At 61.4% G+C, this 24,062-nt stretch carries 24 protein-coding genes and 1 riboswitch; of the genes, 13 read left to right on the forward strand and 11 right to left on the reverse strand.

Features of this window, described 5'->3' with window-relative positions; genetic code table 11:
* The first annotated feature begins 2 nt into the window (after positions 1–2).
* Positions 3–518, forward strand: a complete 516-nt coding sequence (locus Q7U49_RS01500) for an anti-sigma factor domain-containing protein (protein ID WP_304761981.1) — start codon at positions 3–5, stop codon at positions 516–518.
* A gap of 71 nt (positions 519–589) precedes the next feature.
* On the opposite strand, the gene Q7U49_RS01505 is transcribed toward Q7U49_RS01500, so the two are convergent.
* Both Q7U49_RS01505 and thiC read right to left on the reverse strand, forming a co-directional pair.
* A complete protein-coding gene (locus tag Q7U49_RS01505) occupies positions 590–1,756 on the reverse strand; it encodes an FAD-binding oxidoreductase (RefSeq protein ID WP_304761982.1) in 1,167 nt (388 codons plus the stop codon).
* 56 nt (positions 1,757–1,812) lie between these two features.
* A complete protein-coding gene (thiC, locus tag Q7U49_RS01510) occupies positions 1,813–3,690 on the reverse strand; it encodes a phosphomethylpyrimidine synthase ThiC (protein ID WP_304761983.1) in 1,878 nt (625 codons plus the stop codon).
* A gap of 132 nt (positions 3,691–3,822) precedes the next feature.
* Positions 3,823–3,924, reverse strand: a riboswitch (TPP riboswitch).
* A gap of 119 nt (positions 3,925–4,043) precedes the next feature.
* Between thiC and Q7U49_RS01515 the strand changes: the two genes are divergently transcribed.
* A complete protein-coding gene (locus Q7U49_RS01515) occupies positions 4,044–5,198 on the forward strand; it encodes an alpha-hydroxy acid oxidase (protein WP_304761984.1) in 1,155 nt (384 codons plus the stop codon).
* Between the two features lie 449 nt (positions 5,199–5,647).
* Here the strand turns inward: Q7U49_RS01515 and Q7U49_RS01520 are convergent, their stop codons facing one another.
* Together Q7U49_RS01520 and Q7U49_RS01525 are read right to left on the reverse strand one after the other, a co-directional pair.
* Positions 5,648–6,103, reverse strand: coding sequence for a hypothetical protein (locus Q7U49_RS01520; RefSeq protein WP_304761985.1), 456 nt, complete (start codon positions 6,101–6,103; stop codon positions 5,648–5,650).
* A gap of 80 nt (positions 6,104–6,183) precedes the next feature.
* Entirely contained in the window at positions 6,184–8,871 is a 2,688-nt protein-coding gene (locus Q7U49_RS01525; RefSeq protein ID WP_304761986.1) for a bifunctional acetate--CoA ligase family protein/GNAT family N-acetyltransferase, read from the reverse strand.
* A 175-nt stretch (positions 8,872–9,046) separates the two neighbouring features.
* On the opposite strand from Q7U49_RS01525, the gene dinB reads away from it, so the two are divergent.
* Complete coding sequence (dinB, locus tag Q7U49_RS01530) at positions 9,047–10,276, forward strand: DNA polymerase IV (RefSeq protein ID WP_304761987.1); 1,230 nt, start codon at positions 9,047–9,049, stop codon at positions 10,274–10,276.
* A gap of 80 nt (positions 10,277–10,356) precedes the next feature.
* Positions 10,357–10,947, forward strand: coding sequence for a lysophospholipid acyltransferase family protein (locus Q7U49_RS01535; protein WP_304761988.1), 591 nt, complete (start codon positions 10,357–10,359; stop codon positions 10,945–10,947).
* A gap of 3 nt (positions 10,948–10,950) precedes the next feature.
* On the opposite strand, the gene thrH is transcribed toward Q7U49_RS01535, so the two are convergent.
* The 6 genes from thrH to Q7U49_RS01565 all read right to left on the reverse strand — a co-directional run bounded on the left by thrH (position 10,951) and on the right by Q7U49_RS01565 (position 15,090).
* Complete coding sequence (gene thrH / locus Q7U49_RS01540; protein ID WP_304761989.1) at positions 10,951–11,559, reverse strand: bifunctional phosphoserine phosphatase/homoserine phosphotransferase ThrH; 609 nt, start codon at positions 11,557–11,559, stop codon at positions 10,951–10,953.
* Between the two features lie 57 nt (positions 11,560–11,616).
* Positions 11,617–12,255, reverse strand: coding sequence for a histidine phosphatase family protein (locus tag Q7U49_RS01545; RefSeq protein ID WP_304761990.1), 639 nt, complete (start codon positions 12,253–12,255; stop codon positions 11,617–11,619).
* A gap of 22 nt (positions 12,256–12,277) precedes the next feature.
* The gene (locus Q7U49_RS01550) at positions 12,278–12,865 is read right to left on the reverse strand and encodes a DUF4136 domain-containing protein (protein ID WP_304761991.1); all 588 of its coding nucleotides are present in this window, start codon (positions 12,863–12,865) and stop codon (positions 12,278–12,280) included.
* A gap of 81 nt (positions 12,866–12,946) precedes the next feature.
* Positions 12,947–13,858: a tRNA 2-thiocytidine(32) synthetase TtcA gene (gene ttcA / locus Q7U49_RS01555; RefSeq protein ID WP_304761992.1), complete on the reverse strand. Its 912-nt coding sequence runs from the start codon at positions 13,856–13,858 to the stop codon at positions 12,947–12,949.
* Positions 13,859–13,862: 4 nt separating this feature from the next.
* Positions 13,863–14,258, reverse strand: coding sequence for a dihydroneopterin aldolase (locus Q7U49_RS01560; protein WP_304761993.1), 396 nt, complete (start codon positions 14,256–14,258; stop codon positions 13,863–13,865).
* 37 nt (positions 14,259–14,295) lie between these two features.
* A complete protein-coding gene (locus tag Q7U49_RS01565; protein ID WP_304761994.1) occupies positions 14,296–15,090 on the reverse strand; it encodes an SDR family oxidoreductase in 795 nt (264 codons plus the stop codon).
* Positions 15,091–15,109: 19 nt separating this feature from the next.
* On the opposite strand from Q7U49_RS01565, the gene Q7U49_RS01570 reads away from it, so the two are divergent.
* The 3 genes from Q7U49_RS01570 to trxC are packed head-to-tail and all read left to right on the forward strand — an operon-like array spanning position 15,110 to position 16,961.
* Positions 15,110–16,252, forward strand: a complete 1,143-nt coding sequence (locus Q7U49_RS01570) for a class I SAM-dependent methyltransferase (protein WP_304761995.1) — start codon at positions 15,110–15,112, stop codon at positions 16,250–16,252.
* Positions 16,253–16,264: 12 nt separating this feature from the next.
* Entirely contained in the window at positions 16,265–16,459 is a 195-nt protein-coding gene (locus tag Q7U49_RS01575; protein WP_304761996.1) for a DUF2905 domain-containing protein, read from the forward strand.
* A 58-nt stretch (positions 16,460–16,517) separates the two neighbouring features.
* Positions 16,518–16,961 carry a thioredoxin TrxC gene (trxC, locus tag Q7U49_RS01580; RefSeq protein ID WP_304761997.1) on the forward strand — a complete coding sequence of 148 codons (444 nt, stop codon included), beginning with the start codon at positions 16,518–16,520 and terminating at the stop codon, positions 16,959–16,961.
* A gap of 120 nt (positions 16,962–17,081) precedes the next feature.
* On the opposite strand, the gene Q7U49_RS01585 is transcribed toward trxC, so the two are convergent.
* Positions 17,082–17,420: a hypothetical protein gene (locus Q7U49_RS01585; RefSeq protein WP_304761998.1), complete on the reverse strand. Its 339-nt coding sequence runs from the start codon at positions 17,418–17,420 to the stop codon at positions 17,082–17,084.
* Between the two features lie 238 nt (positions 17,421–17,658).
* Between Q7U49_RS01585 and Q7U49_RS01590 the strand changes: the two genes are divergently transcribed.
* From Q7U49_RS01590 to Q7U49_RS01615, 6 genes are all read left to right on the forward strand, one after another.
* Complete coding sequence (locus Q7U49_RS01590) at positions 17,659–18,285, forward strand: alternative oxidase (RefSeq protein ID WP_304761999.1); 627 nt, start codon at positions 17,659–17,661, stop codon at positions 18,283–18,285.
* Positions 18,286–18,416: 131 nt separating this feature from the next.
* Positions 18,417–19,409 (forward strand): ROK family protein, encoded by a 993-nt coding sequence (locus tag Q7U49_RS01595; protein ID WP_304762000.1) that lies wholly within the window; start codon positions 18,417–18,419, stop codon positions 19,407–19,409.
* Positions 19,410–19,564: 155 nt separating this feature from the next.
* Entirely contained in the window at positions 19,565–20,815 is a 1,251-nt protein-coding gene (locus Q7U49_RS01600) for an ABC transporter substrate-binding protein (RefSeq protein WP_304762001.1), read from the forward strand.
* Between the two features lie 409 nt (positions 20,816–21,224).
* Entirely contained in the window at positions 21,225–22,109 is an 885-nt protein-coding gene (locus Q7U49_RS01605) for a carbohydrate ABC transporter permease (protein ID WP_370653945.1), read from the forward strand.
* 14 nt (positions 22,110–22,123) lie between these two features.
* Positions 22,124–22,978: a carbohydrate ABC transporter permease gene (locus Q7U49_RS01610; protein ID WP_304762003.1), complete on the forward strand. Its 855-nt coding sequence runs from the start codon at positions 22,124–22,126 to the stop codon at positions 22,976–22,978.
* 5 nt (positions 22,979–22,983) lie between these two features.
* The gene (locus Q7U49_RS01615) at positions 22,984–24,054 is read left to right on the forward strand and encodes an ABC transporter ATP-binding protein (RefSeq protein ID WP_304762004.1); all 1,071 of its coding nucleotides are present in this window, start codon (positions 22,984–22,986) and stop codon (positions 24,052–24,054) included.
* The last annotated feature ends 8 nt before the right edge of the window (positions 24,055–24,062 follow it).

The raw sequence follows: 24,062 nt of genomic DNA on the forward strand, positions 1-24,062 counted from the left end.
TCATGACAACATCTGAAACCAAAGAAATCATCCCGCCCTACACCACCGGCTGGCGCCTGGCGACCATCATCTGCCTGGTGATGCTGGCCGTGGCCGCCGCCAGCGGCGTCGGCATGTATGAGATGTTCAACGCGCAAATCGGCCACCTGCAGGCCAAGCTCAAGAACGTGCCGCAAACCAAATACGTGGCGGTGCTGCTCGATGCCCAGCTGGCGCCCGGCGTGCTGGTCACCTTTGACCCACAGGACGGCTTTGTGCAGCTGCAGCGGCTGACCGACATCAAGGAAGGGCAAAACGACAGCATGCAGCTGTGGGACATCAGCACTCCAGCCAAGCCCCAATCCCTGGGCGTGCTGACGCCCAAACTCAAAACGGCCCAGTTGCCAGCCACCGAGAAAACCCTGGCGGCCATCACGCAGCTGGCGATCAGCGTCGAAAACCGAGGCGGTGCTGAGCCGGGCGCGCAACCGCTGCAGCCCTACCTGTACCGCGGCGCGCTGATTCAGAAAGCGTTTTAAAAAACCTGAGACCTTGCGGGACAGACCAAGATTTGCGCAGCAAATTTGCTCTGTCCTCAACTGATTAGGATTCAGACCACTCGCGCAGCGACGTGCTCTGACCCCAGCTGATTAAACCAAGACCGTCCGGCGGCAAGCGCCTCTTGCCGCACACCCAACGCCGCCATGGCAGGCGGCACGGGCAGGCCGCGCACCAAGGCCGCAGCCAGTTCGCCCATGGCGGGCGCGGTCTGGATGCCATAGCCGCCCTGCCCCGCCAGCCAGAAAAACCCCGGCGCATCGGGCGCAAAGCCCACAACCGGAGTCTTGTCGGCAACAAACGAACGCAAACCGGCCCATTTGCGCCGCACCTGCCTGATCTGCAAGGTGGTGGCGCTTTCCAGCCGGTCGACGGCGATCGCCACATCGAGTTCTTCGGGCTGAACATCCTGCGCCGGCACCGGGTCGGCATTGGCCGGTGACACCAGCAGCAGCCCAGCCTCGGGTTTGAAATAAAAGGTCTCGGCGGCATCGATCACCAGCGGCCAACCCGTGCTTTGCACGGACGCCGGCAACTCACAGGTGAAGGCCGTGCGCCGCATCGGCACCAGACCCACCGGCCTGACGCCGGCCAGTTGCGCCAGTTCGTCACACCAGGCGCCGGCCGCATTCACCAACACCGGCGCGCTGAATGACCCCGCAGCCGTCTCGATACACCAGGCCCGGCCATCATGGCGGATTTGGCGCACGCCGGCATCACACACCAGTTGCGCCCCGGCGGCTTTGGCACCGCGCAAAAAACCCTGGTGAATACCGTGCACGTCCATGTCCATGGCGTCGGGTTCATACACCCCAACCACCGCGGCTTCGGGTTTGAGCACCGGCACCCGTTGCAGTATCTTGTCCTGCGTCCACCAGGCAATGTTGGGCACCAGGGCGCGCATGCTGTCCAGCGTCTGGCGCAGCGCGTCATGGTCGGCTGCGCCACCCACAATCAGTGCACCACGCGGCGTCACCAGCGGATAGGGCGAAAAGCCCTCGGAAGGCTGGAAGTAAAAAGGTTTTGAGGCGGTGGTGATGGCACGCACCGTGGCATTGCCATAGGTTTCGGAATAAAGCGCAGCCGAGCGCCCGGTCGAATGGTAGCCAGGCTGCGGCTCGCGCTCCAGCACGACCACATTGGCATGGGGCGCCAAAAAATAAGCCACCGAGGCGCCCGCCATGCCGGCACCAATGATGAGAACGTCTGAGGTTTGCATGATTTTTAATTGAGGAAGATCATGCAAACACTGTAACGCGAGTCAATCCGCCAGCTTCAGGCCACCGGCTTGATCGGCACGTACATCTCACCGCCGGCGCGCTTGAAGGCGTCCGACATGTCGGCCATGCCCTCGGTCAGGGCCTGGACCTCGCTCACGCCCTTGTCTTTGGCGTAGTCGCGCACCTCTTGCGAGATTTTCATGGAACAGAACTTGGGGCCGCACATCGAGCAAAAGTGCGCCACCTTGGACGAGTCTTTGGGCAAGGTTTCGTCATGGAAGTCGCGCGCGGTGTCGGGGTCGAGTGACAGGTTGAACTGGTCCATCCAGCGGAACTCGAAGCGCGCCTTGGACAGCGCGTCGTCGCGCGCCCGCACGCCCGGGTGACCCTTGGCCACGTCGGCCACATGGGCGGCGATCTTGTAGGTGATGATGCCGACCTTGACGTCGTCACGGTCCGGCAAACCCAAATGCTCCTTGGGCGTGACGTAACACAGCATTGCGGTGCCGAACCAACCGATCATGGCGGCGCCAATGCCGCTGGTGATGTGGTCGTAGCCGGGCGCGATATCGGTGGTCAGCGGCCCCAGAGTGTAGAACGGCGCTTCGTGGCAGTGCTTGAGCTGCTCGGTCATGTTGGCCTGGACCATGTGCAGGGGCACGTGGCCGGGGCCTTCGATCATCACCTGCACGTCCTGCTGCCAGGCTTTTTGCGTCAGCTCCCCCAGCGTGCGCAGTTCGGCAAACTGCGCTTCGTCGTTGGCGTCGGCACCCGAGCCCGGGCGCAGGCCGTCACCCAGCGAATAACTGACGTCATAGGCCTTCAGGATTTCGGTCATTTCATCAAAGTGGCTGTAGATGAAGTTTTCCTTGTGGTGGGCAATGCACCACTTGGCCATGATGGAGCCGCCGCGCGACACGATGCCGGTCATGCGCTGCGCTGTCAGGTGGATGAAGGCCAGGCGCACGCCGGCGTGGAAGGTGAAGTAGTCCACGCCCTGCTCGGCTTGCTCGATGAGCGTGTCGCGGAAGATGGCCCAGGTCAGGTCTTCGGCCACGCCGCCCACTTTTTCCAGCGCCTGGTAGATGGGCACGGTGCCAATGGGCACGGGCGAGTTGCGCAAAATCCAGTCGCGTGTGGTGTGGATGTTTTTGCCGGTGGACAAGTCCATCACCGTGTCTGCGCCCCAGCGGATCGACCACACCAGTTTTTCCACTTCTTCCTCGATGCTGGAGGTGACGGCCGAGTTGCCGATGTTGGCGTTGATCTTGACCAGGAAGTTGCGGCCGATGGCCATCGGCTCCACTTCGGGGTGGTTGATGTTGGCCGGGATGATGGCGCGGCCACGGGCCACCTCGTCGCGCACAAATTCGGGTGTCATCACCCGCGGAATGCTGGCACCAAAGCTGTTGCCGGCCAGCCGGGTCTCGCGCTCGGCACTGGTCTGATATTGGTCCATCCAGGCCTGTTTCTGGTTTTCGCGGATGGCCACGTACTCCATCTCGGGGGTGATGATGCCGCGCCGGGCATAGTGCATCTGCGACACGTTGGCCCCGCTGCGGGCGCGGCGCGGTGTGCGTTGCAGCCCGCTGGCCTGGGCGCGCAAGGCCGCCAGCGCTTCGGATTCGCCGTTCTTCAGGCCATCGTCCAGCGCAAACGGGGTGCGACCGGCATACGACTCGGTGTCACCCCGCGCAGCGATCCAGGGGCTGCGCACATGGGGCAGGCCCTGGCGCACGTCAATCTGGGCGGCGGGGTCGGTGTAGGGGCCGGAGGTGTCATACACGGTGACGGCTTCACCGTTGCTTTGCATGATTTCACGCATCGGCACCTGGATATTGGCCTGGCTGCCGGGGATGTAGATCTTGCTTGATGCCGGCAAGGGCGCGCGCGTGAGGCGCAACAGTTCGGTGAATTTGTCGGGGGCGTTCATGGGGACAGTCTCCTGATGTGTTGAAAAAACAACTCGGGAGTTCGGCCAGCCTCAACGCAAACACAGACAAGATCAAACGCCGCCTGCCGGTAGCGCAAGGCATCGACCTGGATCGATGCGCGGCAATGGCAATAACACAACGTTTGGCACTTCTTACGCCGGTATCAACCGGATCAAGTTCGCGGGTTCGGACAACCATCTCAGTGCTGATTCAGCACACCCCGGGCGAGGCGCAGTGTAAACGAGTCCGAAAAAACAGGGCTGGCAAAATATTTTCAGGTCCTGCACCGCAAATTTCAAGCCGTGGCCCATCTGGTCACCGTAACATGTTGCCGATTCAAAGGATTACCACGATGCCCATCATCACCAACATCGAAGACCTGCGCCTGCTGGCCCAAAAGCGTGTGCCGCGCATGTTTTATCAATACGCCGACTCGGGCTCCTGGACCGAGTCCACCTACCGCGCCAATGCCGAGGATTTTCAGAAAATTCTGCTGCGCCAGCGGGTGGCCGTCAACATCGAGCACCGCAGCACCGCCAGCACCATGATCGGCCAAAATGTCGCCATGCCGGTGGCCATTGCGCCCACCGGCCTGACGGGCATGCAGTGTGCTGACGGCGAGATCAAGGCGGCCAATGCGGCCAAAAAATTCGGCATTCCGTTCACCCTGTCCACCATGAGCATCTGCTCGATCGAAGACGTGGCCGCCGGGACCGGTGGCCACCCGTTCTGGTTCCAGCTGTACGTCATGAAAGACCGCGACTACATCGAGCGCCTGATCGACCGCGCCAAGGCGGCCAACTGCTCGGCGCTGATGCTCACGCTGGACCTGCAAATCATCGGCCAGCGCCACAACGACATCCGCAACGGCCTGTCGGCACCGCCCAAGCTCACCGTGCGCAATATGCTCAACATGATGACCAAGCCGCGTTGGGGCGTGGGTATGCTGGGCACGCCACGGCGCGGCTTTGGCAACATCGTCGGCCACGTCAAGGGCATCGAGAGCATGGGCACCTTGAGCGAATGGACCGCCAAACAGTTCGATCCGGCCTTGAGTTGGAACGACGTGGAATGGATCAAAAAGCGTTGGGGCGGCAAGCTCATCCTCAAAGGCATTCAGGACGCCGAAGACGCCCGACTGGCGGTGGCGTCAGGCGCGGACGCGCTGGTGGTCAGCAACCACGGCGGCCGCCAGCTGGACGGCGCGCCCAGTTCCATCACCGCCCTGCCCGCCATCGTCGACGCCGTGGGCAGCCAGATCGAGGTGCACATGGACGGCGGCATCCGCAGCGGGCAAGACGTGCTCAAGGCCCGCGCCCTCGGTGCGCGCGGCGCCTACATTGGCCGTGCCTTTTTGTACGGCCTGGGCGCCATGGGTGAAGCCGGTGTGACCCGCGCGCTGGAGATCATCCACAAGGAACTTGATTTGACGATGGCTTTTTGCGGGCGCACGCACATCGACAAGGTGGACAAGGGGATACTGCTGCCCGGGACGTATCCCACGTAGGCTCGCAGCCGTCATTTGGACATTCGCAAAACGCGCTTGGGATTTTTTTATCGGCTGGGCTGATTCTGCCGGTGAGCGTTGTTGGTGGTTGAACAAGAAGACAACCATTTCGGATGTCTGCTCCAGCTTCGCGGACTGTGCTGCAGCAGCAGCTGTCATTTACCAGAAAATCGGGAGCGCCCGGTTCGGGCCAGGTGAGGGTAGTCGCCAAAGACTGGTGACGGGCACTACGCTGGGCCGTGCTCAATCCTTGAGGCTCACCCCCAAGGCATCCAGCTTCTTGGCATACGAGTCCCTGCGTTTTGTTGCCTTTGCAGCTGTTTCGGCGGCCGCTTGGACTGCCTTGGGCCCCTTTTGCGCAGCAGTTTTGATCAATCCGAACTTGTGAGCAGCATCTGCTTGCGCCCGCTTGAAAGTGGCGATGAGTTCGGCATGGGCAACGGATGGATTCAAAGTTTGACGTTCGTGCGAAGCAAAGCTGTTCTCAATTCGCGATTGGCAGGTTTTGAAACATCCACCTTTTGAACAGCCAGGTCGAACGGTGAGCCTGGACTGATGTTGGTTGGCAGTACTTTTTTTACAGGATTCACAGTGGGGGGAGTGCCCTGCCCCGGACACATACGAACGGAAAACCCGAATTCTTCGAGTACGCCTTTCGCATACAGCTCCGCCAATTGTTGAAACGTCACGAAGGCTGAGCGTTTAACTTCTTTGAACCCTGGCTCACTGATGTCACGAACGATCTCGAATTTACCAAGCGTATCTCGCTGCGTATTGGTAAACGGATGCAGCAAGAAAGACTGACGAACCCCATTCTTTTTGGACACCAGAGTGTGCTCGACGGCGATATCAGTTAACAGCATATTGTTTTCCTCTTTTTTAAGCCCCAGCTTGCCAAGTCGCATCAGCCGGCTCAATCAGAACGTTCAAGTTGGGCACTTCCCCCTTGCGGAAAGCACTCAAGGCAAGGACGTGAGTGCCCGCTTCAAACCAGCTGCAACTGGTGCGTCACCAGCTTGAAGTCCGGGTCTTCCGGGAACGGTTTGATCTTGAAGCCCAGGCCCTTCATGAGTTTGAGCATATTGGGGTTATTGGCCAGCACCAGGCCCTCGATTTCGGTCAGCCCCTTTTCACGGGCAAAGTCCATGATCGACAGCATCAGCCGTGAACCCAGGCCGCGGCCCTTGAACGCGTCGTCCACCACCAGCGAGAATTCGCAACTGGCGCGGTCCGGGTTGGTGATGTAGCGCGACACGCCAATGATGCGCGTGGTCTCAAGGGTCTGGCCTTGCGCATCGGTGACCTCTTCGGTGATGAGCGCCACCAGCGCCATCTCACGGTCGTAGTCGATCAGCGTGAAGCGTGACAGCATGGTGGCCGGCAGCTCCTGCATGCTCGACACAAAACGGAAATAGCGGCTCTCGGGTGACAAGCTGCGCACAAAGGCCTGCAACATGTCGGCGTCGTCGGGGTGCACCGGACGCACGATGTACTCGCCGCCACCGGCCAATGGGCACAACTGCTCGTGTTGCGATGGGTAAGGCAGGATCGCCAGGTGGTTGTAATGACGCACTGACGGTGCGGCGTTGTCCACCACAATGCGCGCGTCCACGGCCAGCGCGCCCGACTCGTCGACGATGATGGGGTTGATGTCCATCTCGCGCAGTTGCGGCAGTTCGCACACCATCTCCGAGACACGCAGCAAAATCTGCTCCAGTGCTTCCATGTCGACGGCCGGCGCACCACGCCACACGCCCAGGGTTTCCGCCACGCGCGAGCGCTCGATCAGGCGGCGTGCCAAAAACTGGTTCAGTGGCGGCAGTTCCATGGTGCGGTCGTCGATGAGCTCGATCATGGTGCCACCGGCACCAAAAGCGATCACCGGGCCAAAGGGCTCGTCGGTGACCAGGCCCACGCAAACCTCACGGCCGCGTTTCAGGTTCGCCATGTTCTGGATCGTGACGCCGTTGATGCGGGCATTGGGCATCATTTTGGTCACCGTCTGAATCATCGACAGGTAGGTGTCGCGCACGCTGGTGGCATTCAAAACGTTAAGGACCACACCCTGCACGTCGGACTTGTGGCTGATGTCCGGGGAATCGATCTTGAGCGCCACCGGAAAACCCAGCTGGGTGGCGATCATGATGGCTTCATTGGCGCTGCGCGCCAGGATGGTCTTGGTGACCGGGATATGAAAGGCCGCCAGCAAGGCCTTGGACTCCATCTCGGTCAGCACCTTGCGACGCTCGGCCAGCACGCTCTCGATCAGCAGGCGTGCGCCTTCCACATCCGGCTGCGACAGGTCTGACAGCGGGGGCGGTGTTTGCTGCAGCAACTGCTGGTTTTGGTAGAACGAGGCAATGTTGCCAAAGGCACCCACTGCCGCCTCAGGGGTTCGGAAGGTGGGAATGGCGGCGTCGTTCAACATCTTGCGGGCATCCCCCACCGTGGCGTCGCCCATCCAGCAGGTCAGCAGCGGCTTGCTCACGTGGGCGTTGAAGTCGGCCATGGCCTTCGCCACAGCGTCGCCGTCGGCACCCATCTTGGGAGAATAAATCACCAGAATACCGTCCACCTGGGGTGCTTTGCTGACGGTTTCAATGGCCAGGCGGAAATGCTCCGGCCCGGCGTCTTCTGACACGTCGATCAGATCGGTCAGGGTGGCCAGCGCTGGCATGTGCGGCTTGAGGGCCACCGCCTGCTCGGGCGTGAGTCGCCCCAGCGTCAGATTGATTTCACTGACCCAATCGGCGGCCAACACGCCGGGTCCGCCACCGTTGGTGATGATGGCCAGGCGCTTGCCGACGGGCTTGTAGCGCGAAGCCAGGCATTTGGCCGCCGAGAACAGCGCCACAAACGAGCGCACGCGCACCGCGCCAGCACGTCGCAGCGCGGCATCAAACACGTCGTCGGAACCGACGATGGTGCCCGAGTGGGTCAGGGCCGCCTGATTGCTGGCCGGCTTGCGCCCGGCCTTGAGCACCACCACCGGCTTGGCATTGGCAGCGGCGCGCAGTGCGCTCATGAAGCGCCGGGCGTTGGTAATGCCTTCCATGTAGATCACGATGCTGTGGGTCTTGGCGTCCGAGGCCAGGAAATCCAGCACCTGGGCGATGTCCACCGCGGTATTGGGTCCGAGGGAGACCACTGCGGAAAAGCCCACGGCGTTCTTTTTGGCCCAGTCCAGAATCGAGGAAGTCAGCGCGCCCGACTGCGACACCAGCGCCAGCGGCCCCAGCGAGGCCAAATCCCCCGCCACACTGGCGTTGAGCTGCAGGCTTGGCCGCTGAAAACCCAGACTGTTGGGGCCCAATAGGTGAATGCCGTCGCGGGTGGCCATTTTGTGCAGGTCGGCGGCCAGGGCGGCGTCGATGCCGGTCGAGATCACCAGGGCTGAGCGACATTTGATGCGCCCGGCAATTTCCATCGCAGCCACGACCTCGGAAGGCGGCAGCGCGATGATGGCCAGATCGGCATTGACCGCAGCCAGGTCCGCCAAGGTCCCGCTGGCATGAATGTCCAGAAAAATCAGTTTGCCGGTAAAACGCTGGGCGGTGATGGCCTGGTGCAACACGCGCGCTTGCGGCGTGAGCGTCTCGGACTCTTCAGCCTTGCCGGCGAACACCACAATGGAGGTCGGCGAAAAAAGAGAACTCAAAAAATGCTTATCCATGAAACCACCTATTGACAAATAATCCAGACCGTGAATCTGCAATGCAGAGCTTAACCGGAATGGCGCGGCATTTTTTTGACCTGGCGCACCAAAAAAGCAGGCATTCGCACGACTTTAAGCCACATTGCCTTGATGGCTGCCAAGCGGCCTCATTTGCATCGAAAATCAGGGTGTCATGAGCACCCCACGGACCATCCCCCTGCGCCGCATTGCCCACCTGGACATGGACGCGTTTTATGCCTCCGTGGAACTGCTGCGCTACCCCCAACTCAAGGGGCTGCCGGTGGTGATTGGCGGCGGACGCCGGGCGCAGGACGAAGACCTCAAGGCGGCACAAGGTGAGCGCCCGCTGCACAAGATTGCGGTGGCCGAGTTCCCCCGACTGCAAGACTACAGCGGGCGCGGTGTCATCACCACCGCCACCTATGCGGCGCGCCAGTTTGGCGTGGGTTCGGCCATGGGACTCATGAAAGCCGCCAAGCTCTGTCCCCAGGCGATTTTGCTGCCCGTGGACTTTGCCGCCTACCGGCACTACTCCCGCACCTTCAAGGACATCATCCTGGACATTGCGCCGCTGATGGAAGACCGCGGCATTGACGAGGTCTACATCGACTTCACCGAAGTCCCCGGCGGCCAACGCGAAGGTGGTCGGGTGCTGGCACGCCTGATCCAGAAAGCCATTTTTGACGCCACCGGCCTCACCTGCTCGGTGGGCGTGGCGCCCAACAAACTGTTGGCCAAGATGGCCAGCGAGTTCAACAAACCCAACGGCATTGCCATTGTTGCCGAGGACGACCTGGCGGGCAAAATTTGGCCGCTGGCCTGCCGCAAAATCAATGGCATTGGACCCAAGGCCGATGAAAGGCTGCAGCAATTGGGCATCAAAACCATCGGCGATCTGGCGCAAAAAGAACAAGGCTGGCTGATGGACCACTTTGGCCAGAAAACCGGCGCCTGGATGTTTGAAGCTGCCCGGGGCATTGACACGCGCCCCGTGGTGCTGGCGAGTGAACCGGTGTCCATCAGTCGCGAAACCACCTTCGAGCGCGACCTGCACGCGGTGCGCGACAAGGCCGAGCTGGGCACCATCTTTACCCGGCTGTGCGACCAGGTGGCGCAAGACCTGGCGCACAAGGGCTATGTGGGCAAAACCATCGGGATCAAACTGCGCTATGACAACTTCAAAAGCGTCACGCGCGACCTGACGCTGCCCGACTACGTCTGTGATGCCGCCGCCATTCGCCACCAGGCCGGACTCTGCCTGAAACGGGTACCACTGCAGCAGCGCCTGCGCCTGCTGGGAGTGCGCGTGGGCTCCTTGCTGTCCTTGACCGAATATCAAACCGGACTGCGCAATGCGGCCCCAAACGCGCCGCTGCAAACCCTCATGAATCTGGATCTATAGGCCATAATTTGCCCCAGTAAAGACCGCCGTTTGGTGCCTGTTTTGGGCCGCTGGACGTTTTCAACGCCACCGTTTCAGCCATGCACCGAACCATTTTCTCGACCCCCGTCGTCAACACCCTGCTGCGCGCCTTGTCAGTGACTTATCTCAAGCTGGCGGGCTGGCAGGTGCAGGGCGTGCTGCCCGAGCAGGCGCAAAAAAGCGTGCTGATTGCGGCCCCCCACACCAGCAACTGGGACCTGCCCTACACCCTGATGGTGGCTTTTGTGCTGCGCCTGAACATTTACTGGATGGGCAAGGCCAGCATCTTCAGATTTCCGTTTGGACCGCTGATGCGCTGGCTCGGCGGCATTGCCGTGGACCGCAGCAAGACCAATAACCTGGTGCTGGCCTCGGCCCAAGCCATTCAGGCGGCGGACGGCGCCCTGCAACTGATCGTGCCGCCCGAGGGCACGCGCAGCAAAACGCGCTACTGGAAAACCGGCTTTTATCACATTGCAGCCACAGCACAAGTGCCGATCGTGCTGGCCTACATGGACTACCAGCGCAAGGTCAGCGGCCTCGGACCACTGTTTGTGCCCAGCGGCAACCTCGAGGCCGACATGCTGCAGATCAAGGCTTTTTATGCGCCCTTCAAAGGCCGGAATGCCGACCAGTTCGAGAGCGAATAAGGGTCAGCGCCTGGCTGCCGCACGGTCGATCTCGGCGCGCAATTCAGCGTAGTTCATGGTCACCGGAAACTGCGGAAACTCGTCGATCACGTTTTGTGGCGGGTGAAACAAAATGCCGGCATGGGCCCCGGCCAGCATGGCGGTGTCGTTGTAGGAGTCACCGGCGGCAATCACGTGGAACTGCAGCTCGCGGAAACGCTGCACCGCTTCTTTTTTCTGGTTGGGCATGCGCAGGTGGTAGTTCACCAGAAAGCCATCGGCATCGGCTTCGAGCTTGTGGCAAAACAGCACCGGCATGTTGAGCTGGGCCATCAGTGGCATGGCAAATTCGTAAAACGTGTCCGACAGGATGATGACCTGGTAGTCGCGCCGCAGCGCGTCCAGAAAATCACGGGCGCCGGCCATGGGCCCCATGTCGGAGATCACCTTTTGAATGTCGGGCAGGCCCAGCTGATGGGTCTTGAGCAACGCCAGCCGGTAGCTCATCAGCTTGTCGTAATCGGGCTCGTCGCGGGTGGTGCGTGAGAGCTCGGGAATGCCGGTGCGCTTGGCAAATTCGATCCAGATTTCGGGAACCAGGACACCTTCAAGGTCAAGACAAACAAGCTGCACGGAAATTCTCCAAAAATTGGTCAACAAAGGCGGGCATGTTACCGTGAAAGGATTGCCTCAGGCACTGCCCTCGTCCAGCGTCGCCTCTTCCAGATGACGGACATCGCCCCAGCCCACCAGGGTGAGGCCCTCGGGGGTCCACAGCAGGCGGTTGATGGTGGCATTTCCCAGCTGCCAGGTGCGTGGCGCCTGCAGCTCCTGGCCGGTGGCCAGGCGGTAGAGAACATCCATCACACCGCCATGGGCGACCAGCACAATTTGCCCGCCCACATGTTGCGCCGCAAAAGCAGTCACGGTGGCGGCAATGCGCTCACGCAGCGCCAGCAAGGATTCACCCCCCGGGGGCGCCCAGTCGGGCTCGCGCCGGCGCCAGCGCATCGCCTCAAGCGGCCACTGCGCTTCGAGCTCGGCATAGGTTTTGCCCTCAAAGCTGCCAAAACAGCGCTCGCGCAAATCCCGGCTGGCGACCTGGGGCGCGCCGGTGCTCTGCGCGATGGCACTGGCGGTATGCCAGGCGCGCAGCAGGTCGCTGGTGTAGATGGCCGCCACGGGTTCCTCGGCCAGCGCGCGTGCCGCCTGCGCGGCCTGCCACAGTCCTTTGGCGTTGAGCGCAATGTCAAGGTGGCCTTGCAGCCGGGTATCCACGTTCCAGGCGGTTTCTCCGTGGCGGATGGCGATGATACGGGTTGCTTGCATGGCCAGCTAGGTCGTCAACTTATTAATTGGGAATTTCAATATTGACCCGTCGCACCCCGGCAGGCGGCGTCGGAAAGCCTTGCAGCGCCGCGTCCAGCATGGCCGCCAGCACCACATCGCCATCCGGCCAGATGCCCTCGTGGCTGGCGTGGCTCTCGAACACCACTGCGCCTGCGGCATTGCGTATGATCAGGCTGACCTGGCGCCAGTAAGTGGTGCGCGACTCCAGGCCGGGAAACAGCGGACCCCGGTTGCCAATGCTGATGGCACCGTGACCAAAGACCCAGCCCAGTCCCCAGCCGATGCCCACGCCGCCCTGGTTGAGGGTATTTTCCTGGCGCTGCACGGCGCTCACCTGCACCAGCAAAGCTGCGTTGTTTTGACGCTTGAGGCCAACCTTGGCCAGCGCCTGCTCAGCCAGCTTTTCCAGTTTGGCCTGATTCACCGGGTCCGCCATTTGCGAGGGCAGGCGTTCGAACTGGTAACTGGCACCGGTGGCGATTGCTTGCGGCGCAAAGCTGTTGACCTGGGTGTCCACCAGACGCACGCCGGCACAGCCCGAAAGCAGGACCACCCCGATCAGCAGGGCGGCGCGCCCCAATTTGTTCACGATTGACCGCATATTTTTCCCCATAATCACAAGCCAAAGGACCTTATCACTGCGAGCGAAGCACAGCAGTCCATGCATGAGTTAAAGCTGCACCACCTGCAAACCCGCCACCTTGGGCAGCGGAAACTCTTCCTCGTCAAAGACCTTGTCACCATTTTCATCGGCCCGTCCGGTGATTTTGATGTTTTTGAAGTCGTAGCGATTGACATCCATCAAGTGCGAGGGCACCACGTTCTGCAGTGACGTGAACATGGTCTCGGTGCGGCCCGGGTACTGCTTTTCCCAGTCGCGCAGCATCTGGCCAATGAGCTGGCGCTGCAGGTTTTCCTGGCTGCCGCACAGGCTGCAGGGGATGATGGGGAATTCGCGGTGCGCGGCCCAGCGCACCAGGTCTTTTTCAGCCACGTTGGCCAGCGGCCGGATGACGATGTGACCGCCGTCGTCGCTCACCAGCTTGGGCGGCATGCCCTTGAGCTTGCCGCCGAAGAACATGTTGAGGAAGAAAGTAGCCAGCATGTCGTCACGGTGGTGCCCCAGCGCAATCTTGGTGATCTTGAGCTCGTCGGCCACCCGGTACAAAATGCCGCGGCGCAGTCGGCTGCACAGACTGCACATGGTTTTGCCCTCGGCGACCACTTTTTTGACGATGCTGTAGGTGTCCTGGGTCTCGATGTGGAACTCGATGCCGAGCTTGGCCAGGTACTCGGGCAGGATGTGCGCCGGAAAGCCCGGCTGTTTCTGGTCGAGGTTGACGGCTACAATCTCGAAGTTGATCGGCGCGCGCTTCTGCAATTTCAGCAGGATGTCAAGCAAGCCGTAGCTGTCCTTGCCACCGCTCACGCACACCATGACACGGTCGCCCTCTTCGATCATGTTGAAGTCGATGATGGCCTGGCCCACCTGGCGGCACAGGCGCTTTTCGAGCTTGTGGATTTCGCGCTCGATTTTTGGCTGCTGCACCTTCTCGGCGCTGTCTGTCCAAATGGCATTCATGGGTTCAATCCTTGTTCCACTGGCCGGTCTCGATGCGAATGGCCACTTCGCAGTCGGCAAAAATTTCGAGCTTGGCGATCTTGACGCGCACCCCCTTGACGTTGGGCAGCTGCATGAGCCGGTTGGCGAGCTTGCCAATCAGCGTTTCCAGCAGGTTGACGTGCACGGCCGTGCACTCGTCAATGATGATCTTGCGCACCTTGCGGTAGTCCAGCACATGCATGATGTCGTCATCGGCCGGCAGCAAGGGTTGCAAGCCCAGGCTCAGCTCGGCATCCACTTGGATCGGTTGCGGCGCGATCTTCTCGGCTTCAAGAATACCCAGGTTGGCATCAAAACGCAGGCCACTCAAAGTCAGGGTTTGTTGGCCCAGCGTGTGGCTGCTGGTGAAATAAGTCATGGTGTGAGGAATAAGTAAGTGGGAATGCGGCCCGGGGTCAAAGCAGCGAAAAATCGCGCTCGAACTTCATCAGGTGCTGGCCACCATCCACCAGCAGGGTGGTGCCGGTGATGGACTGGTTTTCAAGGGCAAAGGCCACCGTGGCCGCCACGTCGGCCGCGGTGGAGGAGCGGCCCAGTGGCGACAGCTTGTGCAGCGCCTCAAACTTTTCCGGCGTCAGCATGTGGCTGGTCAGCGTCAGGCCCGGGGCCACGCCCACCACCCGCACGCGCGGCGCCAGCGCCAGCGCCAGCATGGTGTTGGCAGACTCCAGCGCGGCCTTGGACAGCGTGTAACTGACGAAATCCGGATTCGGGTTCCACAACTTCTGGTCCAGCAGGTTCACCACGGCACCCTGGGCACCCTCGCGCGTCAGCAGATGCGCATGCAAGGCCTGGCTCAACAGAATGGCCGCGCCGGTGTTGGCGCGCATGTGTTTTTCCATGGCCGCAAAGCTGAAGCTCTCGGGCGTATCGTGCTCAAAGGTGGACGCACTGTTGACAATGGCATCCACCTGCCCGAGCGCTTCAATCACGCCCGGCAACAAATTGCGCACTGCTGTCTCATTGCCCAGGTTGGCGCGAAAAGAGGCGCTGGCGCCTGCCAGCTTGGCGCAGTCGGCGACCGTTTTGCGCGCTTCTTCCACCGAATCACGGTAATGCACGGCCACCCGCCAGCCCGCGCGGGCCAGGGTCAGGGCGATCTCGCGGCCCAGCCGTTTGGCAGCACCGGTGACCAAAACGGTGCGCGGAACGGGGACGGCGGCAGGCGGTGGCGTGACAGGGTGAGACATTCGGGGACAATTCCAGGCTATGACAAGATCCCACAGTTTAACGAGCGAGCTCGCGCACCACATCGGCCAGACCATTCTTGACGCCGGCGGCTGGGTCGGGTTTGATGTTTTCATGGACTTGGCCCTGTACACCCCCGGCCTGGGTTACTACGCCCACGGCAGTGCCAAATTTGGCGTTTTGCCCTACGCCGTGCAGGACGGTGTGCGCGCTGCTGGCAGCGACTTTGTCACCTCGCCCGAGATCACCCCGCTGTTTGGCTGGACCCTGGCGCAGCAGGTCGTGCAGGCGCTGCACGTCACCGACACCCAGGAAGTCTGGGAGTTTGGCGCTGGTTCTGGCGCGCTGGCGCTGCAAATTCTGCAAGCCCTGCAGGCCCAGGGCGGGCCTTTGCCGCGCTACACCATTGTGGACATTTCAAGCAGCCTGCGGGCGCGACAACAAGTCACCTTGGCGGCGTTTGCCGGGCAGGTGCGCTGGGTTGACGCCCTGCCCGACGAGCTGCAGGGCGTGGTGCTGGGCAACGAGGTGCTTGACGCCATGCCGGTCAAGCTGCTGGCCCGGATCCATGGCGCCTGGCATGAGCGCGGCGTGGTGCCAAGCGGGGCAGAAGCGGACGGGACACCTGCTTTTGCCTGGGCTGACCGGCCCACGGCGCTGCGCCCACCCCTGGAGATTGCCGGGCCGCAGGATTATTTGACCGAGATTCACCCACAGGGCGAATCCTTTGTGCGCACGCTGGGCCACAAGCTCTCGCGCGGCGCGGTGTTCCTGATCGACTACGGCTTTCCCGAGGCCGAGTATTACCATCCGCAACGCCACATGGGCACGGTGATGTGCCACCAGGCGCACCAGGTGGACGACGACCCGCTGGCGCGCGTTGGCCTGAAAGACATCACCGCCCACGTCAACTTCACCGGCGTGGCGCTGGCAGGCAATGAAGCGGGCCTGGGCGTTCTGGGTTACTGCAACCAAGGCCGCTTCCTGATGAACTGCGGCCTGCTCAGGCAGATGGAAGCCGCCGACCTGCCGACCCGTGTGATGGCGCAAAAACTCATCATGGAACACGAAATGGGCGAGCTCTTCAAGGTCATCGGTTTTTACAAGGGCGAGCCCTGGCAGGCGCTCGGGTTTGAGTCTGGCGACAAGACGCACACCCTGTAAACAAGGCAAACCATGTTCCGCTGGCTCATTGTTGTTTTTCTGGCCCTGGTATTGATCAACGGCTTCACGCCCTGGCTGCAGAAGCTGGGTTTTGGCAAATTGCCAGGTGACTTTCGCTTCAAGGTGTTCGGCAAGGAATTTTTTATTCCGCTCACCACCACCATCGTGCTGAGTCTGGTGGCCGCGGCCATCGCCAAATTCGTGTGACGCTGGTGCTTGAATTCATGCCAACTGCAACCATCTGCAAGGCTTGAAAGGATTCCCCATGACCGATGCCCTGCACATTGTTTGCCCGCACTGCCACACCACCAACCGCATCAGCCGCGCCAATTTGGGCAGCGCGCCCGACTGCGGCAGTTGTCACAAGCCGCTGTTTGACGCCCATCCGGTGATGCTCGACGAGGCCAGTTTTACACGCCACATCCAGCGCAACCAGATTCCGCTGCTGGTCGATTTTTGGGCTCCCTGGTGTGGCCCGTGTCGCCAGATGGCACCGGCTTTTGAGCAGGCGGCAGCCCAGTTGGAGCCCACCGTGCGGCTGGCCAAAGTGGACACCGAGGCCGAGCAGGCCTTGGGCGCACGCTTCAACATCCGCAGCATTCCCACGCTGGCCCTGTTTGTGAATGGCCGCGAGGTGGCACGCCAGGCTGGCGCCATGGGTGCGGCCGACATCGTGCGTTGGACCCAGCTGCATTTGCCACGCCCCTGAAGCCGCAGCGGCTGGCCACGGCGCAATGGGCGCGCTGACCCGAGCCTTTGACGGGCACGATGGCGTCCGCATCGCCGTGGACCACCAGGGCCGGCACTGTCAGCTTCTCAAGGTCGTCACTCAGCGTGTCTTGGTGCTGCTCGAATCCTTCGGGTTCGCCGTGGCGCCAGCGGCAGCCCCGCCCACGGCGCCGGCAACGGCCCCCAGCGTGGCACCAACCAAAACCCCCACCGGGCCCGCCACCGCGACGCCAATGGCGGCCCCCGTGGCGGCACCAGCCACCACGCCGCCCCCCACCAGCACCGAGTTGGCCTCGCGCTCAGCCTCCTGGGGTTCGAGCGCCACTTGCGCGGCGGGGTCCGTGTCCTGCGACGGTATGCCGTGACCGGGCAGGGCTTGCTCGGCAAGGTCTTCGTCGACCGCTGGGGTGTCGGAAAGTGGGGTGATCAATGGGTTCATGTGCTTCTCCTGGGTGAATTGAAGGTGGATCGAGCGCAGGGCTCGGTCCGAAGACTGTTCCTTCAGCTTAGGAGCGCGATGGCGGCCCGTCGGTGCGGCAGCGTACTGGTACTGGCACCGGCTCTGTGAGCCACCGAACGTTCGCTTGGCCTTCAAGCCTCTACCATGGACTGCAAAGCATCGGCTCGGGTTCCTGGGCGCGTACCACCCACAGGCAACTTTACAAAGAGGACCCGGCATGGCCACTGAAACTGACCCGCCCCAACACCATCAACCAAGGTGTTTTTGCGACCGATTCGCCCTCGGACTGGTCAAGTTCATGCGCTTCTTTGCAGACGCCTTTTTCGCCAAGCGCTACGGCATTCGCGCGGTGGTGCTGGAAACCGTTGCCGCGGTGCCGGGCATGGTGGGTGGCACGCTGCAACATTTGCGTGCGCTGCGACGCATGGAAAGTGACCGCGGCTGGATCCGCGTGCTGCTGGAGGAAGCCGAAAATGAACGCATGCACTTGATGACCTTCATCCAGATTGCACAGCCGTCACGGCTTGAGCGTTTGCTTGTTCTGCTGGTGCAAGGTGCCTTCTACAACCTGTTCTTTCTGCTTTATATGTTTACGCCCAGAACAGCACACCGGATCGTGGGTTACCTTGAGGAAGAGGCCGTGTTCAGCTACACCGAATACCTGGCAGGGGTGGACAACGGCACCTACCCGAATGTGCCAGCACCGCAGGTCGCCATCGACTACTGGAAATTGGCCCCGGGCGCCATGCTGCGGGAAGTCATCGTCGTCATTCGCGCGGATGAGGCACACCACCGCGACGTCAATCACCAATTTGCCGACGAGTTGACACACGGTCGAGCCTGAAACCCCAAGCGGTTAGCGATAAGCGCCAGGGTAATGCCTTGGCAACCGGCCCCGGCGTCAGGGTTTAGCATAGCGGCCTCACCACTTATGGCCATATTGATGCCTGGCGCCCCATTTCCATGGAAACAATCATGAATTCAAATGTACTGACCCACGGTTTTAAATTGCCCAGCGGTGCCGCGCCGATCGCCTGTGTGGACATTGGCGGCACCAAGGTGGCCGTCAATATCGTGGACGACCAGGGAGTGCGCGGCAAAGTGTCCGAACCCACCGCCACCACCGGCGTCAACGATGCGCTGGGTCGGCAAATCATCCGCTTGATTGGCCAGAGCTGTGACGCCGCCGACGTACCGGTGCAGCGCATCGCCCGGGTTGGCGTGGCGTCCTGCGGGCCCTTTGTGCTGAACCAGGGCCTGGTGGAGCTGGCGGCGCCCAATATTTGCGGCGGTCAGGCCGGCCCCGCGCGCGGTCTTCCCAACGACTGGAAAACGGCCTTGCTGGAAGCCCCGCTGCGCGCCGTCTTCGCCCATGTGCGGGTTGAAAACGATGGCATTGGTGCGCTGGAAGCCGAGCGCCGCTGGGGTGCCCTGCAGACGAATGGTGTGCCGATGGCCAACTGTGCCTACGTGACCTGGAGCACCGGCATTGGCACCGGCCTGTGTGCGGATGGCCACGTGTTACGCGGCAAAAACGGCAACGCCGGTCATGCCGGGCACCTGTTTGTCAGCACCAACAACGACGCCCTGTGTGGTTGCGGCAACCTGGGCGACGTGGAAGGCCTGATCGCGGGCAACGCCATCGCCCGCCGCTTTGCGTCGGCGGGCTATGCGGACTCGGCTTCATTGTTTGCCGCCGCTTACGCCGGTGATGCCGGGGCCAACGCCATCGTTGACGACTTGTGTGAGGTGATGGGGCGCATGCTCTACAACCTGATCGTCACGCTCGATCTGCAGCGCATCAGCCTGGGCGGAAGCGTCTATTGGCACCACCGCGATCACCTGTTGCCGCGCCTGCGCGCCGTGGTGAAAGGCAAACTACCACCGCTCACCGAGGGCTGCGAACTGGTCAGCGCCGGCCTGGGCGAGCGCGTGGGTGATTTCGGCGCGCTGGCGCTGGTGGTGTAAGTTTCTTTGATCGGGCGCAACCAAGGGTAAATACTTACTTGCGGCTTCCTGAAAATTAATTAACAATTAATTAATTCCGGCAACACGGTGTCTGCCCGAATCAACCCGCGCCTGGCTTCCCCAAGAACAACCCAGGCCAACTTCAAGGAGATGACATGATCAAACTTACCCAGTTGGCCACGGCCGTGGCCATGGTGGTGGCAGCTAACGCAGCAATGGCTGGCGAAGTCGAGGTACTGCACTGGTGGACCGCCGGCGGCGAAGCCAAGTCGGCCGCCGAGCTGAAAAAAATCATGCAGAGCAAGGGCCACACCTGGAAAGATTTTGCCGTGGCCGGTGGCGGTGGTGACAATGCCATGACCGTGCTCAAAAGCCGCGTGGTGGCAGGCAACCCGCCTGCAGCCGCCCAGATCAAGGGCCCGGCCATTCAGGAATGGGCCAGCGAGGGCGTGCTGGCCAATCTGGATTCAGTGGCCAAAGCCGAAAAATGGGACAGCCTGTTGCCCAAGGTGGTGGCCGATGTCATGAAGTACAAAGGCAATTACGTGGCCGCCCCGGTCAATGTGCACCGCGTCAACTGGATGTGGGCCAACGCCGCCGTGCTGAAAAAAGCCGGTGTCGCCGGCGCCCCCAAGACCTGGGACGAGTTTTTTGCCGCCGCTGAAAAGGTCAAAAAAGCCGGTTTGATTCCGGTCGCCCACGGCGGCCAGAACTGGCAGGACTTCACCACCTTTGAATCCGTGGCACTGGGCGTTGGCGGTGCCGGTTTCTACAACGATGCCTTTGTCAAGCTGGACAAAAAAGCACTCACCAGCGCCACCATGAGCAAGGCACTGGAAACCTTCCGCAAGGTCAAGTCCTACACCGACGCAGCGGCTCCCGGACGCGACTGGAACCTGGCCACGGCCATGGTGATCCAGGAAAAAGCCGCCTTCCAGTTCATGGGTGACTGGGCCAAGGGCGAGTTCACCGCCGCGAACAAGGTGCCGGGCAAGGACTACATCTGCGCCGCCGCGCCGGGCACCGCCAACGCCTTCACCTTCAACGTGGACTCGTTTGCCATGTTCAAACTGAAGGATGCCGCCGCCCAAAAAGCGCAGGCAGATCTCGCGGCAGCCATCATGGGCACCGAGTTCCAGGAGGTTTTCAACCTGAACAAGGGTTCGATTCCGGTGCGCCTGAACATGGACATGGCCAAGTTTGACGACTGCGCCAAGCTGTCGAGCAAGGACTTTGTGGCGACCTCCAAAGCCGGTGGCCTGGTGCCGTCCATCGCCCACGAAATGGCGGTTCCTCCCGCGGTGTCGGGTGCCATGAAGGATGCGGTCAGCCAGTTCTGGAACAACGACAAGATGAGTGTGGCTGACGGCGTCAAGAGCATTGCCAAGGCTGCGGCGACCAAGTAAAGCCTGGGGGTTGCGGGGTATTTTTACCCATGCCCGCAGCAGGGCTGGGGTACATACCGCCGCTCATGTCCCCCGCCCTGACGGGCTCCTCCTTGACTTCGCTCTGGTATGCACCCCAGCCCTACTGCTGAATTGTGGATTTACTGGCAGGAAAACCAAAACCTTGCCGACCCTGACTCGGACTTGGGCTTTGTGACAAGCAAAGCAAAGTCCTCCCCAGGATCAGACGGGTCGGGTGTTTCGCGTAGTGAGGTCAAGGAGGAGACCCTAGGCCGCAGGCTTAGGGTTGGGGGACACGAACGAAGTGAAATACCCGGTCCGTCTGATCCCGTCACAGCGCAAGCACAGCCCAGGAACAACGCAGGCGCACCATGCACCAAGCCCAAAACTTTCCCAACCGTAAGGCGCAATGTCCATGAAATCTTTTGAAAACGTGTTGCCCAAACTGGTGATCGCGCCGGGCTTTGTGCTCGGGTTCGCCTTCATCTATGGCTTCATGATCTGGAACGGTGTGTTGTCCGTGACCAACTCGCGCATGTTGCCCAACTACGACGAATTCGTTGGGCTGGAGCAATACGTGAAATTGTGGGAAATGGACCGCTGGTACGTGGCGCTGAAAAACTTGGGGCTGTTCAGCGTGCTGTATGTCGGTGGCTCAATGCTGCTGGGCATGCTGCTGGCCATTTTTCTGGACCAGAAAATCCGCTTCGAGGGCGTGATCCGCACCATTTATTTGTACCCCATGGCGCTGTCCTTCATCGTGACGGGAACCGCCTGGAAATGGATTCTGAATCCCAGCCTGGGTCTGGAAAAACTGATGCAGGACTTGGGCTGGAGCAGCTTCAGCTTTGACTGGCTGGTGCAATCCGACACCGCCATTTACTGCGTCGTGATTGCCGGCATCTGGCAGTCGGCGGGTTTTGCCATGGCGTTGTTCCTGGCCGGCTTGCGCGGCATCGACGACAGCATCATCAAGGCGGCGCAAATAGACGGTGCCAGCCTGCCACGTATTTATTGGCGAATCATTTTGCCGGTGTTGCGCCCGGTGGTGTTCTCCACCATTCTGGTGCTGTCACACCTGTCGATCAAGGCGTTCGATTTGGTGATGGCGCTCACCGCGGGTGGGCCGGGCTACGCGTCCGACGTGCCCGCCACCTTCATGTTCACCATGAGCTTTACCCGCGGCCAGATTGGTCTGGGCGCCGCCAGCGCCACCATGATGCTGGCCATGGTGGCGGCGCTGGTGGTGCCCTATCTTTACAGCGAGTTGCGGTCCAAACCGCACGAGCGTTGAACCGGGACCTGACCATGAATGCTAAAAATATGTCCCGTTTGGCGGTGTATGCCGTGCTGGCGGTGGCGGCTTTCTTCTTTCTGGCGCCCATGTATGTGATGCTGGTCACCTCCTTCAAGGATGCCGACCAATTGCGCGCCGGCAACCTGCTGAGCCTGCCGACATCGCTCAATGTCGAGTCCTGGCAACTGGCCTGGTCGACGGCTTGCACTGGCGTGGATTGCCGTGGCCTGAAACCCTACTTCTGGAACTCGGTGAGCATGGCGGTGCCGGCGGTGCTGATCTCGACCGCCTGGGGTGCCTTGAACGGCTACGTGCTGAGCATGTGGAAGTTCAAGGGCTCGGACTTGTTGTTTGGCTTCATTTTGTTTGGCGTCTTCATGCCATTCCAGGTGGTGCTGCTGCCGATGAGCCAAGTGCTGGGGTTTCTGGGTCTGAGCAGTTCCATCACCGGTCTGGTGCTGGTGCACAGCCTGGCCGGCATGGCAGGTACCACGCTGTTTTTCAGGAACTACTACACCGCCATTCCGCGTGAGCTGATTCAGGCTGCGCGCATGGACGGGGCCGGCTTCTGGCGTATTTTTTACCGCATCGTGATCCCCATGAGCACGCCCATTTTGATGGTCACGCTGATCTGGCAGTTCACCAACATCTGGAACGACTTTTTGTTTGGCGTGGCCTTCAGCGGCGCCGACAGCAAGCCGATCACGGTGGGCCTGAACAACATGGCCAACACCACCAGCAGCGTGAAAAGCTACAACGTCGACATGGCTGCGGCCATCATCGCCGGCCTGCCGACCATGCTGGTCTATGTGCTGGCCGGACAATATTTCGTCAAAGGTCTGACCGCCGGTGCGGTCAAAGGATAAACATCATGGCAGCTTCACTTCATATTGCAGGCATTCGCAAGGTTTTCGGCAAGGGTGACAAGGCCGTCGAAATCCTGAAAAAAATCGACATCGAGGTCGCCCCTGGTGAGTTCCTGATCCTGGTCGGTCCCTCGGGCTGCGGCAAGTCCACCCTGCTCAACATCATTGCCGGCCTGGAAGAACCCACCGAGGGCGAGCTGAAAATAGCCGGCAAGAACGTCATTGGCATGGCGCCGGCGCAGCGCGACATCGCCATGGTGTTCCAGAGCTACGCGCTCTACCCCACCATGAGCGTGGCCGACAACATCGGCTTTGCGCTGGAAATGCGCAAGGTGCCACCCGAGGTGCGCAAAAAGCGCATCCAGGAAGTGGCCGCCATGCTGCAGATCGAGCACCTGCTGGACCGCCGGCCAGCGCAACTCTCGGGTGGCCAGCGCCAGCGCGTCGCCATGGGGCGCGCTTTGGCGCGCGACCCACAACTGTTTCTGTTTGACGAACCTTTGAGCAACCTGGACGCCAAGCTGCGCGTGGAAATGCGCGCCGAGATCAAGCGCCTGCACCTGGTGAGCGGCATCACCACGGTGTATGTGACGCATGACCAGATCGAGGCCATGACACTGGGCAGCCGCATTGCGGTCATGAAAGACGGCATCCTGCAGCAAATCGGCACACCCGACGATATTTACCGCCGCCCGGCCAACACCTATGTGGCCGGCTTCATTGGCTCACCCACGATGAACTTCATCCCGGGCCAAGCCAGCGGCAATGGCGACAACGCGGTATTTGCCTTTGAAGGCGGCAGCCTGACCTTGCCCTGCCCGGCCACCGGCATGGTGACGCTGGGGCAGCGCCCGGAACACATCCATCTGAGCGATGACGCCAGCTGGCGCGGCGAGGTCACGCTGGTCGAGCCCACCGGGGCCGACACCTACGTGGTGGTCAAGACCGGGGTCGGGCTGGTCACGGTGCGCACAGCACCGAACACGCCGGTCAAGATCGGCGATAGCGTGGGCATGACAGTCAGCGGCCGGCACAACAACTGGTTTGACGCGCAAAGCGGCTTGCGCCTGGCCTGAGCCACAGC

The organism is Rhodoferax sp. (genome assembly GCF_030653815.1).
Lineage (GTDB): Bacteria > Pseudomonadota > Gammaproteobacteria > Burkholderiales > Burkholderiaceae_C > Rhodoferax.